This window comes from Streptomyces sp. NPDC054841, assembly GCF_053611045.1.
This window is the reverse complement of the sequence record NZ_JBSGZO010000170.1, coordinates 1-16,518: the sequence shown is the minus strand read 5'-3', so window position 1 is coordinate 16,518 and position 16,518 is coordinate 1. Positions and strand designations below refer to the sequence as shown.

Below are 16,518 nucleotides of genomic sequence, written 5' to 3'. Positions count from 1 at the left end.
GCTGTCTGGTTGCCGACGGAGGTGACCAGGCCGACGCCCATGGTGCGCAGCTGGTTGAAGATGACGATGGCCAGGCCCCCGGCCGCCAGTTCCCGGGTGCCGAGCATGCCCATCATCACGGTGTCCGTGGTGGTCAGGGCCACCTGGGCGAGCTGGGTGAGGATGAGCGGGACGGCGAGGCCGGCCAGGGCGCGGCTGTCGCGGAGGAGGGTGGCCGTCATGGGGATTACCGGCTCCTGCGGAGTTTGGTGAGAAGCTCGTCGACTTCCCGTTCCGCTCCGGGATCGAGCAGGCCGCGGGCTTGCATCCAGTCGTCGTTGAAGACGGTGTCCATGTACTTCTCTCCGCCGTCGTTGACGAGCGCGACCATAGTGCTGCCGGGGGGCAGCGACGGCAGGCGGGTCAGGGCCTCGTGGACGACACCGCCTGCCGAGCCGCCGATGAGCAGTCCGGTGCGGGCGACCGCGCGGCAGGTGGCGAAGGCTTCGACATCGCCGACCTTGACGCCTTCGTCGATGAGGTCGAAGTCGACCAAGGCGCCGATCGGAGCTCCCTCCGGAGTGCCCGTGCCGGACTGGTGGTAGTCGTGGGCGGGGCCGCCGAAGGCGGTGGACCCCTTGGGCTCGACGCCGATGGTGGTGCAGCCGGGTATGAGTTTGCGCAGTTCGCGGGTGGTGCCGCAGAGACTTCCGCCGGTGCCGACCGCTCCGATGAGTACGTCGATGTCGCCGTCGAGTGCCTCATGCAGTTCGTGGGCGACGGGGAAGTATCCGACGCCGTTGCTCGGGTTGTTGTGCTGCTCGGTGAAGACGGTGTTCTCCTGACCGCGGGCCATCTCTTCGGCGAGCTCCTCGCGGGCGGCCGTGGCGAGGTCTTCGGTGCCGTTGTCGACGACGTGGACGAGCTCGGTGCCCAGGGCCTGCATACCGCGCAGCTTGTCGGCGCTGGCATGGTTGTCGACGACGGCGATGAAGGTGTAGCCCCGTTCGGCGGCGATCACGGCGAGCCCGAGGCCGGTGTTGCCGGAGGTGGACTCGATGATCCGGCCGCCGGGTCGCAGTTCGCCGCGCGCTTCGGCGTCGAGGACCATCTGGCGCGCCATGCGGATCTTCGCGGTGCCGGTCGGGTTGAACATCTCCAGCTTCAGCAGCAGGCGGCTGCCGGTTTCGGTGGTGGCGAGTTCCAGCAGGGGGGTGTAGCCGATGAGGTCGGATACACGGGAGACCACGGCGGGGCGCTGAAGTGCTCCGGGCATCGAATGCTCCTCTGAGGGGGACGGTACGGGGGCGACGGCTCAGGTGAAGTGGTGGTCCAGCCGCCAGCGGGGGCGCGCGCGCCCGGTGTGGTCGATGACGACCTTCGGCGGCAGGGCCAGGTCGTGGAAGGGCGACTCGTTGGAGTCCATCTGGTAGCCGGCCGTGTTGGGGTAGACCAGCAGGTCACCGGTGCGCGGCCGGCGGGGGAAGGGGATCTTGCGCCAGGTGAGCATGTCCGACTCCAGGCATGTCGCGGCCCCGATGCTGGCGGGCCAGGTACCGGCTGGGGCGTCCGCGCTCCGGGAGAGCAGGCGCGGGTCGGGCAGGTACTCACTGTTGAACCACTGCTCGGACAGGCTCAGGCTGGTGCCGTCGACGGTCAGGAGCTGGTAGCCGTCGCGGTCCTTGACACCCTGGATCCGGAACACGGTCGCGCCGGCCTGGTCCAGCAGCGCGCGCCCGGGCTCCATCAGCAGGGCGACACCGGCCTGCTTCAGCAGCTCGGCGAGACTCCGGCCGTGGCCCCCGGGTCGGGCCGAGAGGAGGGCTCGCAGCGCCTCGGCTCCTGCGGCCGGCGAGTGGTACGGGTAGAAGTCGCCGGTGCTGAAGGACTTGCCCACGTGGTAGTGACTGCTCTTCTGCTCGCTGAGGAAGGTGCGCCAGCTGTCGGCGTCGGTGTAGCTGACCGCCAGGCCGCCGCCCATGCTGATCCGGTCGGCCTCCAGGCCCAGGACGCGGGCCCCGAGGCACAGGTCGACCAGGCGGCCGACGAGGTCGGCGCGCGGCTGGACGGCATACCCGGACAGGTGGAAGCTGAAGCCCTCCATGCCTACCGCCTCGCCCGCCTGCACGCAGCGGTCCATGGCGGCGCTCAACTCGGCATCGTTCATACCGAAGCGGCTGTTCGGCTGGGACGGCGGCAGGCAGCGCAGGAGCAGCCGGGCGGGGCGCAGGGCGCCGGGCGGGGCCATCGTGATGAGCGTGTCGAGTTCGTCGAGTGCGTCGACGGCGATCAGCGCGCCGTGCCGGAGCGCGAGGCTCAGCAGCTCCGTGCCCTTGGCCGGGCCGGTGACCACGAGGTTCCCCCCACGTATCCCGTGTCCGAGGGCTTCGCGCAGCTCCCCGACGGACGCGACGTCGACGCCCGCGCCGTTCACGGCACAGCGTTCGGTCCAGACGGCGGCCTTGTTGGCCTTCTTCGCGAAGTACACGAAGCCGTCCACACCCGCCTCGTCCAGGGCGGACCGAAGCCCTTGAAGGTTGGCGTCGAAGGCGTCCGGCAGCAGGAAATGGAACGGGCCGCCGAAGGCGTAGGACAGCTCCTCGATCAGTCCGCTGGCCAGGACCGCGTCCGTGGCGGGGTCGGCAAGGACGGGCAGAGTCGGCCAGGCGGGGCGACTCACTGCCACAGCGGCACCTCGGTCCCCAGGCCCTGGGCAAGGGCGAGCTGCGCGAAGCGGTGTCCGAGAGCGATGTCGGTGACGACCAGGCCGCTGTTGTAGGCGAAGATCCGCTCCTCGGCCGAGCGGCGGCCGGCGACGACGCCCGCCAGCACCGGCGGGAACTCGGCATCGACAGCCGGAAGTTCGCCGTCGGCGTCGGCCATGTCCGTGCCGGTGACGTTCATCTGTGCCTCGCTCGTGGCGATGACGCGGTCGGCCTGGTGCAGGGTCGAGGGAGCGAGACCGTGACCGACAAGGATGGTCAGCGCGGCAGGCTTGAGCCAGCCCGCTTCGACAGCGGCGGGCGTGTGGGCTCCGGCGGTGGCGACGATGACGTCGGCGTCGGAGGCCATGGCTCGCAGATCGGTGACGATCTCGACGTCGCGGTCGGGGAAGTGGGCCTGCAACTGCTCGCGTACGGCGGCGATGCCTTCGGAGTGGGTACCGAAGAGCATCAGCCGGTCGAGGTCCGGGACGGTGGTGAGCAGGAACGGAAAGGCGAGCCGGCCCTGGGTTCCGGTGCCGATGACCAGGGCGCTGCGGGCGCCGGGCGCCGCGCATTCGCGGGCGAGCAGCGCGGAGACGGCCGGGGTGCGCAGGGAGCCGATGCGGGAGCAGTCCATCATCGCCACCGGCAGACCGGTGACATCGTCGTAGAGGGTCAGCGTCGTGTAGTAGTGCTGTTCCTCGCGGCCCTTGTCCAGACCGTGCTTGTACGAGGTCTTGATCGCGACGGCGTTGCGGGAGCCGTCGCGCCCGAGCATGGCGTAGGAGACCGAGTGCCCGTCCTGCGGCTTGACCGTCAGCTTGCGGGGGTTGTCCGACTGGCCTGCGTGGAGGGTGCGGTAGGCGCCTTCCACGGTGGCGACCACGTCGGACAGGGATATCTCGATCCCGGCCAGGTCTGTCTTCGACAGTAGCCGCAGGTGTTCGTCGTCGCCGGATGCGCGGGGTCCGGCGGGGGCGATCGAGGTGTCGGTCATGGTGTTCCTCCGGTCCGTGGGCGGGTGTTCAGGCGGTGTGGGCTTCGAGGGCGGCCTGGCCGTAGCCGTGCTCGCCGGCTTCGGCCAGGGGGCGGGTGAGCCGTCCGGGGACGCGGACGGAGGCGCGCTTGAGCCATCGGTCGGTGCCGTCGTAGCGGGCCTGGAAGGGCACCCTGCCGTGGACGACCAGGTCGTTGTCGACGACGAGGACTTCGCCGGGGGTGAGGCTGACCGCGACGGAGACGCGGGCGAGTTCCGCCTCCAGGCGCTGGTAGGCGGCCCGGTAGGTGTCGTCGGCTTCATCCAGCGGTGTGTAGGCCGGGTCGAAGCGCAGCGTCATGCCGTCCTCGGTGGCGAACAGCGTGGGCACGGCCGGAGGCGCTTCGTCGGCGTAGCCCTGGGCTTCGGCGTAGGCGTCGTCGGGGAGGATCGGGAGAGCGGGCCGCGTCAGGATGTCGATGTCCTCGTCCGCGAGTCGGACCCTGCGGATGCTGGCGGCGGTCGTGCCGATGTTGTCGGGGTTGCGCATGCACCCGAGCATCAGCAGGTGGGCGCGGCCAGGGTGGAAGGCGTCCTCCGTGTGCGGGCTGAGGAGGACGGTGCTGCTGGCGCCGGTCTGCTCGGCCTCGTGCCCGGGTGACGGGACGATGTTGTGGACGAAGCGGCCGTTCTGCTGCCCTACCCAGGCGATGGGGTTGCCCATCACGGTGGCGAGCAGCAGCAGCGTGATGTCGCAGACGGCACCGCTGTCCCCGGCGGCGGCCCAACTGGCGGGCGTCGGGCCGATCGCGTCGTCGTCGACATCAAGGCCGTGCAGGACGAACAGCCCGTCGGCGGTGTCGACGGGCCGGCAGTGGTGACGCAGGGTCTCGCTGAACTCGTCGGCTGCCTGGGCAACCCGTCGCAGAAGCCCGGGAGTTGTGGCCGATGTGCCGAATTCGTCGAGTATCTTCTCCGCGGCTTGGCCCAGTTCGCCCAGCGTACGGGCGTCGAGCCGGCGGACAGGTAAGGCTGCCTTGCTCATGGCGAGGAAGTCCGTTTCCGTCGGGCGGCAGGAGCAATCAGGTGTGCTGGGACGCCGGACCGTCACCGAGGCCGGGGCTGCGGATTCGTAACCGGCAGGCCAGTGCAACCCATGCGTGGCTGCAGGGCTGCGATTGCTGGCGACGCTCCGCACGCTAGCAGGGAACTAAGGTTAGGCAAACCTTAGTGACGGGTTGGCGATGCACCGGCTGGCGCATCAAGACGGAGCACGCGGCGCACGCTTCGGGCGCGACGACGCGCCGGGTGCCATTCGGCCATCGGTTCGATCGGCACGCAGGGCCTTGCGGCAACGATTGTCATTAGGGTAGGCAAACCTAAGCACGTCCCCGTTGGTCTGAAATGGATCGAGGACGCACGTGAACATGAACAGGCGCCAAGTGCTGTGGGCCGGAGGAGCGATGGGCACGACGGCACTTCTTGCCGCTTGCTCCGGGGGTGGTGACACCTCGGCCAAGTCCGCCGCCGCGGACGGCAAGCCCACGAAGGGCGGCACGCTCCGGGTCGGCGCGCTGGGCCGCACTTCGGCCATCACCCGGGATCCGCACGGGAGCCAGGCCAACGAGAGCGACTACCTCGTCATCGCGCTCGTCCACGACACCCTCACGGCCCCCGGCGCCAAGACCAACACCGTGCCTCGGCTGGCCTCCCGATGGCAGGCGTCCGACGATCTGAAGACCTGGCGCTTCACCATCGCCGAGGGCGCGAAGTTCCACGACGGCACCCCGGTCACCGCCGACGATGCCGTCTGGTCGCTGCGCCGGCTCCGTAACACCCCCTCCGGCGCCTCCCGCCTGCCCGGCATCAAGGCGGAGAACATCAAGGCCGAAGGCGCCGACACCGTCGTCCTGGTCTCCGACTACGCCAACGCCGAACTGCCCCTGCTCACCCGCCTGACGACCTTCGTGCTCAAGAAGGACACGACGGACAAGGAGCTCGACAAAGCCCCCGGCACCGGCCCTTTCAAGCTGGAGTGGTTCCGTTCCGGCAACGCCCGTCTGGTACGCAACGAGAACTGGTACGGCGGCGAGGTCCTCCTCGACGCCATCGAGGTCAAGATCTTCGAGTCCCCGCAGGCCATGGCCAACGCCCTGCTCGCCGGGCAGATCGACGTCGCGTCCAACGCCGGCGCCGTCGCCGCACGTACCGCCGAGCAGCGCAAGGACATCCAGATCATCCGCCGCCCCAACGACATGGCCATGCCCATCGTCATGCGCACCGCCGACGGCTCGTTCGCGGATGGGAAGGTCCGTGAGGCGCTGCGGCTGGCGGTGGACCGCGAGGCCATGGTCAAGCAGGTCCTGTCCGGCTACGGAACCGTCGCCAACGACATCCTGGGCACCGGCGACCCGGCGTACGCCAAGGACATCCCGCGGCGCGCCCGCGACCTCGCCAAGGCGAAATCGCTGCTGAAGGAGGCGGGCTTCGACACGTCCAGGACGTACAAGCTGATGACCACCGAGGACATCTCCGGTCTCGCCGAGTCGGCGACGCTGTTCGCCATCCAGGTGCGCGAGGCCGGGGTGAAGATCGAGGTGGTCAAACAGGATTCCGCCACCTTCTGGGACAAGACCTGGCTCAAGGGCGACCTCTACACCACCTACTGGGGCACCAACGACTCGGTGGTCTTCTTCGTCAGCAAGACCATGGTCTCCGACTCGGGAACCAACGAAGCAGGCTGGAAGAACGCGGAGTTCGACGCCGCGTACCGCAAGGCCATGGCGACCAAGGACCCGGCCGCCCGGACCGAGCTGCTCCACGATGTCCAGCGGATCGAGCACGAGTCGTCCGGCTACCTGCTGTGGGGCATGGCCGACGGCATCGATCTGGCCGCCGCCCCGGTGCGCGGCCTGCCCACCCTGCCCGGCTACGGACGCGTGCAGCTCGAGCGGGCATGGCTGGCCCGCTGAGCCGTACGGCGGCGCAGTCCACGACCCAGCCGGCCGGAGGTTCCGCCTCCCGGCCGGCCCGGCCCGTGCTGTCCGGGCTCCTGCGGCTGGTGTTGCGCGTGTTCGCGCTGCTCGCCCGCCGGGCCCTGCTGCTCGCCGTGCTGCTCGCCACCGTCTTCGCCGCCGTGGAACTGCTGCCGGGCGACGCGGCCACCGCCACCTCCGAACGCGGCGAGAGCGCCGCCGACCTCGCCGAGCGGCGCGAGCTCCTCGGCCTCGACCGCCCCCTCCTCACCCGCTTCACCGACTGGATGACCGGCCTGCCCACCGGCGACCTCGGCATCTCCGCCCACGGCGAGCCGGTCACCGGCCTCCTGTCCCGGCCCTTCCCCAACACCCTGCTCCTCGGCGGCTCGGCCCTGCTGGTCACCCTTGTGGCCTCGCTCGCCCTCGGCTGCTGGGCGGCGCTCAAGCCCGACGGCAGGACCGACCGGGCCGTCTCGTCGACGGCCACCGGTGTCCTCGCGCTGCCCGAATTCGTGGTCGCGGTCGCCCTCGTCCTCGTCTTCGCGCTCTGGACCGACTGGCTGCCCGCCGTCACCCTCACCGACGCCGACGGCTCGCCCGCCTCCTGGCAGATGCTCGTCCTGCCCCTACTCGCTCTCGCGATCCCGCAGACCGGCTGGAACACCCGAATCGTGCGCGCCGCCCTCGCCGACGAGGCCAGGGCCCCGCACGTGGAGACCGCCGTGATCGACGGCCTGCCGCGCCACCGCATCCTCACCCACCACCTGCTGCCCGGCGCGATGCCCACCATTGCGGCGGGCATCGCCACCTCGACCGGCATGCTGCTCGGCGGCGCCGTCGTGGTGGAGACCGTCTTCAACTACCCCGGCATCGGCTCGGTGCTGGCCGGCGCGGTCACCGACCGGGACAGCCCGGTCGTCGCCGGCGTCGTCGCCCTCACCGGAGCCGTCATCACCGGCGTGCTGCTGCTGGCCGATCTGATACGGGCCTGGGCCTCGGGAGGCCGCATATGACTGCCGCGGATGCGACGGTTTCCAGCGGGAGCGCTCCGGACCCGGCCGCCCCGAAACGGGCCGCCCGCCGCCGACTTCGGCAAGGCGTCATCCTGCGCACTTTTCCCGCGCTTCTGCTCGTGACCCTCGCCGTCGTCGGGCCGTGGCTCGCGCCGCACGCCATCGACACCCCGGTCACCGCCCCGTACGCCGAACCGGGCGGCGGGGCACCGCTCGGAGGCGACCAGCTCGGCCGGGACGTACTCGCGCGCCTCCTCGCAGGAGGCCGCGAACTCATCGCCACATCCCTGCTCGTGACCGTCCTGGTCGTCGGGGCGGCCGCCCTGCTCGGAGCGGTCAGCGCCCTGCGGCCTGCGGTCGGCCGGATCATCGAGCGGTCGGCCGACGTGCTGATGCTGCTGCCCGCCGTCCTCGGCATCCTCCTCGTCGCCTTGTCCTGGCCGGGAGGCGGCCGGTTCGCGGTGATCGCCGCGGCGGTCGTGATGGGCGTGCCGTACGCGGTGCGGCTCGTCGCAGGCGCCGCCGCACCCGTAGCGGCCTCCGGCTACATCGAGGCGGCGGCGGTCGGCGGCGAACGGCTGTGGCACCTCGTCGTACGCGAAGTCCTGCCCAACCTGCGAGCAACCCTCCTGGCGCTCTTCGGGCTCCGCTTCGTCGCCGCCGTCTACGTCGTCGCCACCGCGAGCTTCCTCCAAGTCGGGCCCCAGCCCCCCGCTGCCGACTGGGCCCTGATGATCCGCGAGAACTCAGCCGGCATCGTCCTCAACCCCTGGGCCGTCCTCGCCCCCAGCATCGCCATCGGCCTCCTCGCCATGAGCGTCAACCTCGCCGCCTCGGCACTCGTCCCCCAGACCGGCCGGAAGGCGGTGACCCACCTGTGAACCACATGCCCGCCTGGTACCCCGAGGGCCAAGTCCCCGACTCGCAAACGGCGGTCAGCGTCACGGACCTGACCATCGCCGCCCCGGACGGCCGTCTGCTCCTGGACGGCGCCGGCATGAAGGTCCGCCCCGGCCGCATCACCGCACTCACCGGCCCTTCCGGCACCGGCAAGACCACGCTGCTCCGCGCTGTGGCAGGCGTCCTGGCGCCGGGAATGCGGCGCACGGCCGGACGCGTCGAGGTCCTGGGCCGCGACGTACTGGAGCTGGCTCCGTCCGAGCTGCGCCTGCTGCGCCGCCACCGCCTCGCCTACGTCGGCCAGGACCCCGGCTCCGGCCTCAATCCCCGGATGAAGGTACGCCGCCTGCTGGCCGAGGTCGCCGTGGACCGCAGCAGCGAGGCCCTCGACGCGCTGCTCGCCGAGGTGCAACTGCCCACGGACAACGGCCTCCCCGACCGCGGCACCAAAGGACTCTCCGGCGGTCAGCAGCGGCGCGTCGCTCTGGCCAGGGCACTGGCCCGCCGCCCTGCCATCCTGCTCCTCGACGAACCCACCGCCGGGCTCGATCCGGAAGTGCGCGACGAGATAGCCGAACTCCTGCGCCACCTGGCCGTCAACCACCGGCTCGCCGTCGCACTGTCCTGCCACGACTCCGACCTGGTGTCCCGACTCGCCGACGACGTCGTGGACCTGTCTCAAGGCGCCGTCACACCGCCACGCCCCGACCCGCGCGTCACCGGCCGGCCACTCCCCGCCGGCTCACCGGTACTCGAAGTGTCCGGCCTGCACGCCGCTTTCGTGCAACGCGGCCGCCGCACACCCGTCCTCCAGGACATCGACCTCACTGTCGCGCCCGGCTCCAGCACGGGCATCGTCGGGGCCTCCGGCTCGGGCAAGACGACCCTGGTGCGTGCCATCGTCGGACTCCACCGCCCCACCAGCGGCACGGTCACCCTCGACGGAGTACCCCTCGCCACCGCCGCGCACGGCCGCACCCGCGAACAGCGCCGACGCCTCCAACTCGTACCGCAGGACCCCCTGGGCACCCTCAACCCCAGCCGCACCGTCGGAGCGACGATCGGCCGCCCGCTGCGCCTGCACAGGCGCACCGGCCGCGACCGCTCCGCCGCCCGCGTCCTGGAGCTCCTCGAACAGGTCGGGCTCCCCGCCGACTTCGCGGACCGCTACCCCCACGAGCTCTCCGGCGGCCAACGCCAGCGTGCCGCCATAGCCCGCGCGCTGGCGGCCGATCCCGACGTACTGGTCTGCGACGAAGTCACCTCCGCCGTGGACGACGGAACCGCCGCTGCGGTCATGGACCTGCTCGAGAAGCTACGGGCCGGCCGCGACCTCGCCCTCGTCCTCATCAGCCACGACCTGCGCCTCATCGCCGGCCGGACCGACAGCCTCCTTGTCCTGTCCGCGGGCCGCGCCGTGGAATCGGGTCCCACGGCGCAGGTGTTCACCTCCCCCGCCCACCCGGTGACCGCCGCCCTGGTGGCGGGAGCGGTGCAGCCCGCTTGAGCCACTCCCGGGGCCGAAGCCGGCGGCGTGAGAGAGTGACCTGAGTCACCCGGGCCCAAATGATCTACCGGGCCTCGTGGCGGCGGGGCCATCGGCACGGGCTATCGTGCACCTGCTCACAGCAGGAACGATCAGTGTCGAGGAGTGAGAGACATCAGACGTATATGGGCGACGGTCGTGTTCACAGGGTCCCTTCTGGCTGCGCTTCTGGTCCCGTACCCCGCCGCATTGGCGGCGGACACGGGGCCCGCACTCACCACGGGCGCGGTCTTCAACAACCCCCTGGGCACCCCCGCTGAACAGGATGCGGTCAAGAACCACATCATCAAGGCGATCGACGACACCCAGAGCGGCCGTACGCTGCGCGCCGCCATGTATGCCCTGACCGACACCGGGTACAGCGACGCACTCGGACGCGCTCACCAGCGTGGGGTTCAGGTGCGTGTCGTGCTGGACCACTCCTACTCGACCTCCACGGCCGCGACACAGCTCACGTCCGCCCTTGGTACGGACATGACCCAGGCATCCTGGGTGCACATCTGTCCCGCGGACCGCGCGTGCATCGCCGACGCGACGTTCAACGCCGCCAAGAACCACATCAACCACAACAAGTTCTTCCTCTTCTCCCGGGTGGGCGACCCGGGAGTTGCCGAGGACGTGGTGATCCAGACATCCGCCAACCAGACGGCCGCGAACACCTCCCGGTTCTGGAACAACGCCTACACGTCCGTGGGCAACACCGAGCTCTACACGGCGTACACGGGGTACTTCAACGACCTCGCCGCCGAGAACCGCAATGCGGACTACTTCCGGCAGGGAGCCACCGCCGGGGGTGAGAAGTACTACTTCTTCCCGCAGAGCAGCGGCGACCTCATCGTCGACGTGCTGAACAACGTGACGTGCACGGGTAACACGACGGTCGGGTCCGCCTCCCACAAGACCGTCATCCGCGTCGCCGCGTACGCCTTCTACCGCGAGGAGGTGGCCACCAAGCTGAGGGCGCTGGCCGATCAGGACTGCTGGGTCGAAGTCGTCTACAACGAGACCGACGAGCTGACGGCCCTCGGCAACCATGCACGGATCAAGCCGTACAAGCTGCATCTCGACAACGGCACGCCCGCGAGCGAGGGGGACGATCTTTTCGTCCACTCCAAGTACCTTCTGGTCGAGGGCAATTACGCCGGGCACCCGGACACCAAGTGGACCTTCACCGGATCCCACAACCTCGACCTCTCCTCCCTGCGGGAGAACGACGAGGCCCTCCTGCGCGTCGAGGGCGCCGCGACCCACGACGCTTACCGCAGCAACTTCCTCGCCATGCGGTCCGTGGCCACCCTGACCGGCTGACCCGGCTCGTAGGGACGGGCCCCGCAGGTCCGCCCCTTGCGTTGATCAGGCTGGTCACGGCCGCCGCACCCCGGCCGGCTGACACAGTGTCAGCGGCCGGGGGCCCTCTTCCTGACCTCCTGGAGCACCCAGCCGTTGCCGTCCGGGTCGCTGAAGGTGGCGTAGGAGCCGTAGTCGGCACGTGCTGGGTGCGGGCCGGCCACCCGCCCCTCGTCTCCGGCGGGGTGGATGACCTCTCCGGCGTCGTGGCCGTGGTGGAAGATCCCTCCGGCATCGTGGAACACCTCGCTCACCTCGATGCCGCGGCCGATGAGCTCTGCGCGGGCCTCCTCGATGTCGAAGACGATGAGGTACAGGCCCTGGACCGAGCCGGGGGCGGCGGAGGTGACCCCCTTACCGAAGATGATCGAGCCCTCGGAGCCGGGCGGTGTGAACTGCACACACCGGTAGTCCTCACTGGCGACGTTGTCGATATCCAGCCGGAATCCCGCCGCCTCGTAGAAGCCCTTTGCCCGATCGACGTCGGAAACGGGCAGCACGATGACTTCGAGTTTCAGGTCCATGCGGATGTCTTTCGCTCTTGACGTCGGGGAATCTCGCGTCCCGTGCGTCACCGGTTGAACGTGCGGCGATCCTTGCATGAGGCAGCGCCCACGGCCGTCCCGACCCGCCGACCTGACCACCACGGTGGCTCAGCGATCGGAGTAGCTGAAGTCTCCGACGGTCCAGCCGCTGACGTCCTTGATGGCGACGCGGTACATCCCTCCCGTCTCGGGGATCCCGATGTTGCCTTGCAGGATCCGGGCGACGTGGAAGTGCAGATGCGTGGGCGGCCCGCCGCGGTCGGGCCGGTCCCGTGTCCGGTCGGCGGTGAAGACTCCGGAGAACGGGCGGAGGCGGTCCGAGTCCCTCAGGACCTCAGCCACGCGCTGCCTCCACACGGCTTCGGGAGCCAGCCGTCCGGTGATGACGGCGCCGCCGGTGACCACGGTCATGGACATCTGATTGCTCTGCTCGGACTCCACCATGGCGGCAATGTCAACAAGCAGCTCGTCAGCGTTCGACATGAAAGCCGATTCTATTCGTCGGCACGCTCGCCGGGGGCCGGGTGCCCGCGAACTCGTCGGCCGGGGCATGCCGGTCGAGGCCGCCTGTCGTAGTTGGCGCGGTCCTCAGCCGGTGGCCTTGGCGATGATGCGGCCCATCTCCTCCTGGTCGAAGGCCCTCAGGGTCGTGGTACGGACGTTGCCCACCCCGCCGAGCTGCAGGAGCGCCGCAGTGGCGGTCTCGTCGTCGGGCGCCTCGACGACGGCGACGAGGTCGTACGCACCGACGGTCCAGTAGATGTTCAGGAGCTTCGCCCCGAGTTTCTGCACCGCGGCTCCGAAGGCCTCGGCGCGCTGCGCAGTGTCCTTGTAGTTCCGGATTCCCTGATCGGTCCAGTTCAGCAGCGTGACATACGTCGGCATCCGTCTTCACCCCTGTGAGGAGACACAACACTTCGTGGGGCCAATTCTGGACATCATGGCCGTAACCGTGCCCGAGATGCGCATCAGAACGGGTGATACGAGCGATCAGCCACGGCCGGCGCCGGCCGTACTGGGCGAACGCGTCGGCCGTGGTGGGCGTGACTACGGTTCGATGAGCCCGGCGCGGATCGCGTAGCGAGTGAGTTCCAGGCGGTCGCGCAGCCCGAGTTTCTGGAGCAGGTTGGCGCGGTGGCGTTCGACGGTCTTGGTGCTGATGACGAGGATGTCGCCGATCTCCTTCGACGTGTGGCCTTCGGCGACGAGCTTGAGGATTTCCTCCTCGCGGTCGGTGATGGCCCTGGCGGGCAGGGGGTCGCCCTGCCTGGCGCGGTCGAGGTATTTGCGGATGAGGGTGGTCTCGGCGCCGGGGTAGATGAAGGGCTCGTCGCGCATCGCCGCGTGGCAGGCTTCGACGAGGTCGCGGTCGGCGACGGATTTCAGCACGTAGCCGCTGGCACCGGCTTTGAGGGCCTCGAAGAAGTACTGCTCGTTGTCGTACATCGTCAGGATGAGGATGCGCAGGTCCGGCCGCAGGCGGCTCAGCTCGCGGGCGGCCTGCAGACCGGTCATCCGGGGCATGGCGATGTCGAGGATGGCCAGGTCGATCCGTGCGGTGCGGGCCTCGGCGACCGCCTCGGCGCCGTTGTCGGCCTCGGCGACGACGGTGAGGTCGGGTTCGTTGTCGAGGATGAGCCGGACTCCGCGGCGCACGAGCGCGTGGTCGTCGGCGAGCAGGATGCGGGTCTGGGCAGGTCCGGTCATCGGGCGTTCCCCTTCGCCGCGGAGACGTCCAGGCGCACCTCGGTTCCGCCGCCCTCACCGTTGCCGCGGGTCAGATCGGCTCCGATCAGCAGGGCCCGCTCGCGCATGCCGCGCATCCCGGCGCCTTCCGTCGACTGACCGAGTCCTTTGCCGTTGTCGCGGATCAGGAGTCCCACTCCCCCTCCTGGGAGGTTGCGCAGATGCAGTTCCACTTGGCCGGCGCCCGAGTGGCGGGCGGTGTTGGTCAGTCCTTCCTGGGCAACCCGGTAGAAGACGAGTTCGGTCTCCTGGTCCAGTGCCGGCAGACCGGGATCGATGTGGTGCCGCACGTTCAGACCGGGGGTGGTGAACTCGGCGGCCAGGGCCCGAAGGGCGCTGTGGAGGCCGAGTTCCTCCAGCACCCCGGGACGGAGCCGCCGGGCGATGCGGCGGATCTCGTCGAGACTTCCTCGAGTCGCCTCCTGCACCTGGCGGAGTTCGTCCCGCAACGCGCCGGGGGCCCGGTCCGCGCAGTGCTTCAGCTGCAGGAGGACGGCCGTGAGGGTCTGGCCGATCTCGTCGTGGAGCTCCTGTGCGATGCGCTGACGCTCGGCTTCCTGCGCGGACAGTACGCGGCCACTGCTGCCGGCACGCTCGGCTTCCAGCCGGTCGAGCATGGCGTTGAACGTCGCGGTCAGCTCGGCCGTCTCGCCATGGCCGGTGACCGCCGGTCGGCTGCCGGGCCGCAGCAGGTCGGCCGTAGCCATGGCGCGGGTGAGCCGCTGCAACGGTGCGAGGCCGATCCGCAGCAGTACCGCGTTGGCGACGAGCATGGCGATCAGCCCGGCAACCAGCACCAGGGCCTCGCCCATCAGCACGGGGGTGGAGACGGTGACAGGTCCGAGCAGCAGCAGGACGGCGACGACGAGCACGGCGGCGTTGAGCAGGAAGATCCGCCAGTACAGCGACATGATTCTCTGTGCCTCCTCGGTGGGCTCACCCCTCCACTGTCGCCGCTCATACCCCTGAGGTCCATTCACCCTCTGACCTGCGGCGGGACTCGTGTCCCCGCCTCACCCTGACCGTTGTCCCCGGGCCCTGTCCATCCGTGGTGACACCCATATCAGGACACGGTCGGTTGATGGCAACATGTGCGGTCGCTGCGGTCGGATCAGCTTCCCCGCTGCCCATCGCGGGCTTTCGAACAGTCAGGGATCAGGAAGGGACGGGCTGTGCCTGCTCCACGGATGAGCACGACGCCCTTGCCGGGCATCGGTGTCCAGTACGACCTCACCACGCGTGAGCACCGTCATCTGTCGGTGATCGCGCACCGGGACGGGACCCGGACGGTCAACGTCTACCGGGCCGACGACCCCGACGCGTGTGCTCAGTCGCTCCACCTCAGCGGCGCGGAGACGGCCTCGCTGATCGACGCGCTGATGCCCGCCCATCACAGCCCGAACGTTCTGCACACCACCGATCTCGGCCTGGTCGCCGAGCGGATCGAACTGTCCGTCCACTCGCACTGGAACGGGCGCGTCCTGGGCGAGACACGCATGCGTACGGAGACCGGCGCCTCCATCGTCGCCGTGCTGCGCAGGGCCGACGCCATTCCTTCCCCGGCACCGGACTTCCGGCTGGCCGGCGGGGACACGCTGATCGTCATCGGCACCCGCGAGGGTGTGGACGCGGCCGCGGCGATACTCGGGCGGGAGTGAACGGGTGCACTCCGCTGTCTTCCTGATCGAGTTCGGTGCGATCATCCTCGGCCTCGGTCTGCTGGGACGGCTCGCCGGCCGTTTCCAGTTCTCGCCCATATCGCTGTATCTGCTCGCGGGTCTCGCCTTCGGCAAGGGCGGACTGCTGCCGCTGGGGACGAGCGAGGAGTTCGTCGCGATCGGCGCCGAGATCGGTGTGATTCTGCTGCTGCTGATGCTGGGCTTGGAGTACACCGCCAGTGACCTGGTCTCCAACCTGAAGACCCAGTATCCGGCCGGGCTGGTCGACTTCGCCCTCAATGCGCTGCCCGGAGCCGTGGCCGCGCTGCTGCTGGGGTGGGGCCCCGTCGCGGCCGTGGTGCTGGCGGGCGTCACATGGATCTCGTCCTCCGGAGTGATCGCCAAGGTCCTCGGCGACCTCGGCAGAGTCGGCAACCGCGAGACACCGGTGATCCTCAGCATCCTGGTCCTCGAAGACCTGGCCATGGCCGTCTACCTGCCGATCATCACCGCGCTGCTCGCCGGTGTCAGTCTCGCCGCAGGCAGCCTGCCCCTGGCGATCGCGCTCGGCGTGGCAGGGGCGGTGCTGTTCGTCGCCGTGCGCTACGGCAGGGTCATCTCCCGCTTCGTCTCCAGCGACGACCCTGAAAAGCTCCTGCTCGTGGTTCTGGGTCTGACCCTGCTGGTCGCGGGCATCGCCCAGCAGCTCCAAGTCTCCGCGGCCGTAGGTGCGTTCCTCGTCGGCATCGCTCTCTCCGGCGAGGTCGCCGAGGGCACCCACACACTCCTCAGCCCGCTCAGGGACCTGTTCGCCGCCGTGTTCTTCGTCTTCTTCGGCCTGCACACCGACCCCGCGAGCATCCCGCCCGTCCTCCTTCCTGCCTTGGCGCTGGCAGTGGTCACGGCCCTGACGAAGATCGCCACGGGGTACTGGGCGGCGCGCCGGGCCGGTGTCGGAGTCAAGGGACGCTGGCGTGCGGGCGGCACTCTCGTGGCGCGGGGCGAGTTCTCGATCGTCATCGCCGGGCTGGCCGTCACCGCGGGGATCGAACCGGCGCTGGGGCCGCTGGCCACCGCGTACGTCCTGCTGCTGGTGGTGATCGGTCCGCTGACCGCCCGCTACAC

At 69.9% G+C, this 16,518-nt stretch carries 17 protein-coding genes; 7 read left to right on the top strand and 10 right to left on the bottom strand.

The window, feature by feature from the left end:
• From ACWGI8_RS22485 to ACWGI8_RS22465, 5 genes are all read right to left on the bottom strand, one after another.
• Positions 1-221 (bottom strand): MATE family efflux transporter (locus tag ACWGI8_RS22485; RefSeq protein ID WP_453663352.1); only part of this gene is annotated, 221 nt, incomplete at its 3' end.
• Positions 222-226: 5 nt separating this feature from the next.
• Positions 227-1,255 carry a cysteine synthase family protein gene (locus tag ACWGI8_RS22480; RefSeq protein ID WP_453663350.1) on the bottom strand — a complete coding sequence of 343 codons (1,029 nt, stop codon included), beginning with the start codon at positions 1,253-1,255 and terminating at the stop codon, positions 227-229.
• Between the two features lie 39 nt (positions 1,256-1,294).
• Positions 1,295-2,665: a Y4yA family PLP-dependent enzyme gene (locus ACWGI8_RS22475; RefSeq protein WP_453663348.1), complete on the bottom strand. Its 1,371-nt coding sequence runs from the start codon at positions 2,663-2,665 to the stop codon at positions 1,295-1,297.
• On the bottom strand, positions 2,656-3,681 hold the full coding sequence (locus ACWGI8_RS22470) for an ornithine cyclodeaminase family protein (protein ID WP_453663346.1): 1,026 nt from the start codon (positions 3,679-3,681) through the stop codon (positions 2,656-2,658). Before ACWGI8_RS22470 ends, ACWGI8_RS22475 begins: the two co-directional genes overlap by 10 nt.
• 28 nt (positions 3,682-3,709) lie before the next feature.
• The gene (locus ACWGI8_RS22465; RefSeq protein WP_453663344.1) at positions 3,710-4,705 is read right to left on the bottom strand and encodes a TauD/TfdA family dioxygenase; all 996 of its coding nucleotides are present in this window, start codon (positions 4,703-4,705) and stop codon (positions 3,710-3,712) included.
• A gap of 382 nt (positions 4,706-5,087) precedes the next feature.
• Between ACWGI8_RS22465 and ACWGI8_RS22460 the strand changes: the two genes are divergently transcribed.
• The 5 genes from ACWGI8_RS22460 (at position 5,088) to ACWGI8_RS22440 (ending at position 11,405) form a co-directional block, all read left to right on the top strand.
• Entirely contained in the window at positions 5,088-6,632 is a 1,545-nt protein-coding gene (locus ACWGI8_RS22460) for an ABC transporter substrate-binding protein (protein ID WP_453663343.1), read from the top strand.
• Entirely contained in the window at positions 6,617-7,651 is a 1,035-nt protein-coding gene (locus ACWGI8_RS22455; RefSeq protein ID WP_453663341.1) for an ABC transporter permease, read from the top strand. The genes ACWGI8_RS22460 and ACWGI8_RS22455 overlap by 16 nt, the downstream gene beginning before the upstream one ends.
• Complete coding sequence (locus ACWGI8_RS22450) at positions 7,648-8,532, top strand: ABC transporter permease (protein WP_453663340.1); 885 nt, start codon at positions 7,648-7,650, stop codon at positions 8,530-8,532. Before ACWGI8_RS22455 ends, ACWGI8_RS22450 begins: the two co-directional genes overlap by 4 nt.
• Positions 8,529-10,058, top strand: coding sequence for an ABC transporter ATP-binding protein (locus ACWGI8_RS22445; protein ID WP_453663338.1), 1,530 nt, complete (start codon positions 8,529-8,531; stop codon positions 10,056-10,058). Before ACWGI8_RS22450 ends, ACWGI8_RS22445 begins: the two co-directional genes overlap by 4 nt.
• Before the next feature lie 228 nt (positions 10,059-10,286).
• On the top strand, positions 10,287-11,405 hold the full coding sequence (locus tag ACWGI8_RS22440; RefSeq protein ID WP_453663337.1) for a phospholipase D-like domain-containing protein: 1,119 nt from the start codon (positions 10,287-10,289) through the stop codon (positions 11,403-11,405).
• An 89-nt stretch (positions 11,406-11,494) separates the two neighbouring features.
• Here the strand turns inward: ACWGI8_RS22440 and ACWGI8_RS22435 are convergent, their stop codons facing one another.
• The 5 genes from ACWGI8_RS22435 to ACWGI8_RS22415 all read right to left on the bottom strand — a co-directional run bounded on the left by ACWGI8_RS22435 (position 11,495) and on the right by ACWGI8_RS22415 (position 14,646).
• Positions 11,495-11,968, bottom strand: coding sequence for a VOC family protein (locus tag ACWGI8_RS22435; protein ID WP_453663335.1), 474 nt, complete (start codon positions 11,966-11,968; stop codon positions 11,495-11,497).
• Between the two features lie 129 nt (positions 11,969-12,097).
• Positions 12,098-12,472 (bottom strand): hypothetical protein, encoded by a 375-nt coding sequence (locus ACWGI8_RS22430; RefSeq protein WP_453663334.1) that lies wholly within the window; start codon positions 12,470-12,472, stop codon positions 12,098-12,100.
• A 105-nt stretch (positions 12,473-12,577) separates the two neighbouring features.
• A complete protein-coding gene (locus ACWGI8_RS22425; RefSeq protein ID WP_453663332.1) occupies positions 12,578-12,874 on the bottom strand; it encodes a GYD domain-containing protein in 297 nt (98 codons plus the stop codon).
• A 162-nt stretch (positions 12,875-13,036) separates the two neighbouring features.
• A complete protein-coding gene (locus ACWGI8_RS22420; RefSeq protein ID WP_453663330.1) occupies positions 13,037-13,696 on the bottom strand; it encodes a response regulator in 660 nt (219 codons plus the stop codon).
• Positions 13,693-14,646, bottom strand: a complete 954-nt coding sequence (locus tag ACWGI8_RS22415; RefSeq protein ID WP_453663328.1) for a HAMP domain-containing sensor histidine kinase — start codon at positions 14,644-14,646, stop codon at positions 13,693-13,695. Before ACWGI8_RS22415 ends, ACWGI8_RS22420 begins: the two co-directional genes overlap by 4 nt.
• Before the next feature lie 276 nt (positions 14,647-14,922).
• On the opposite strand from ACWGI8_RS22415, the gene ACWGI8_RS22410 reads away from it, so the two are divergent.
• Positions 14,923-15,393, top strand: a complete 471-nt coding sequence (locus ACWGI8_RS22410) for a cation:proton antiporter regulatory subunit (RefSeq protein ID WP_453663326.1) — start codon at positions 14,923-14,925, stop codon at positions 15,391-15,393.
• 4 nt (positions 15,394-15,397) lie between these two features.
• A partial coding sequence (locus ACWGI8_RS22405; RefSeq protein WP_453663324.1) for a cation:proton antiporter occupies positions 15,398-16,518 on the top strand: 1,121 nt, incomplete at its 3' end.

What these genes read in the sequence shown, in the direction of transcription:
- ACWGI8_RS22450 (WP_453663340.1), top strand. Translation starts at nt 7,648, where the DNA reads ATGACTGCCGCGGATGCGACGGTTTCCAGCGGGAGCGCTCCGGACCCG.
- ACWGI8_RS22410 (WP_453663326.1), top strand. Translation starts at nt 14,923, where the DNA reads ATGAGCACGACGCCCTTGCCGGGCATCGGTGTCCAGTACGACCTCACC.
- ACWGI8_RS22420 (WP_453663330.1), bottom strand. Translation starts at nt 13,696, where the DNA reads ATGACCGGACCTGCCCAGACCCGCATCCTGCTCGCCGACGACCACGCG.
- ACWGI8_RS22465 (WP_453663344.1), bottom strand. Translation starts at nt 4,705, where the DNA reads ATGAGCAAGGCAGCCTTACCTGTCCGCCGGCTCGACGCCCGTACGCTG.
- ACWGI8_RS22430 (WP_453663334.1), bottom strand. Translation starts at nt 12,472, where the DNA reads ATGTCGAACGCTGACGAGCTGCTTGTTGACATTGCCGCCATGGTGGAG.
- ACWGI8_RS22460 (WP_453663343.1), top strand. Translation starts at nt 5,088, where the DNA reads ATGAACAGGCGCCAAGTGCTGTGGGCCGGAGGAGCGATGGGCACGACG.
- ACWGI8_RS22455 (WP_453663341.1), top strand. Translation starts at nt 6,617, where the DNA reads ATGGCTGGCCCGCTGAGCCGTACGGCGGCGCAGTCCACGACCCAGCCG.
- ACWGI8_RS22425 (WP_453663332.1), bottom strand. Translation starts at nt 12,874, where the DNA reads ATGCCGACGTATGTCACGCTGCTGAACTGGACCGATCAGGGAATCCGG.
- ACWGI8_RS22435 (WP_453663335.1), bottom strand. Translation starts at nt 11,968, where the DNA reads ATGGACCTGAAACTCGAAGTCATCGTGCTGCCCGTTTCCGACGTCGAT.
- ACWGI8_RS22470 (WP_453663346.1), bottom strand. Translation starts at nt 3,681, where the DNA reads ATGACCGACACCTCGATCGCCCCCGCCGGACCCCGCGCATCCGGCGAC.
- ACWGI8_RS22415 (WP_453663328.1), bottom strand. Translation starts at nt 14,646, where the DNA reads ATGTCGCTGTACTGGCGGATCTTCCTGCTCAACGCCGCCGTGCTCGTC.
- ACWGI8_RS22480 (WP_453663350.1), bottom strand. Translation starts at nt 1,255, where the DNA reads ATGCCCGGAGCACTTCAGCGCCCCGCCGTGGTCTCCCGTGTATCCGAC.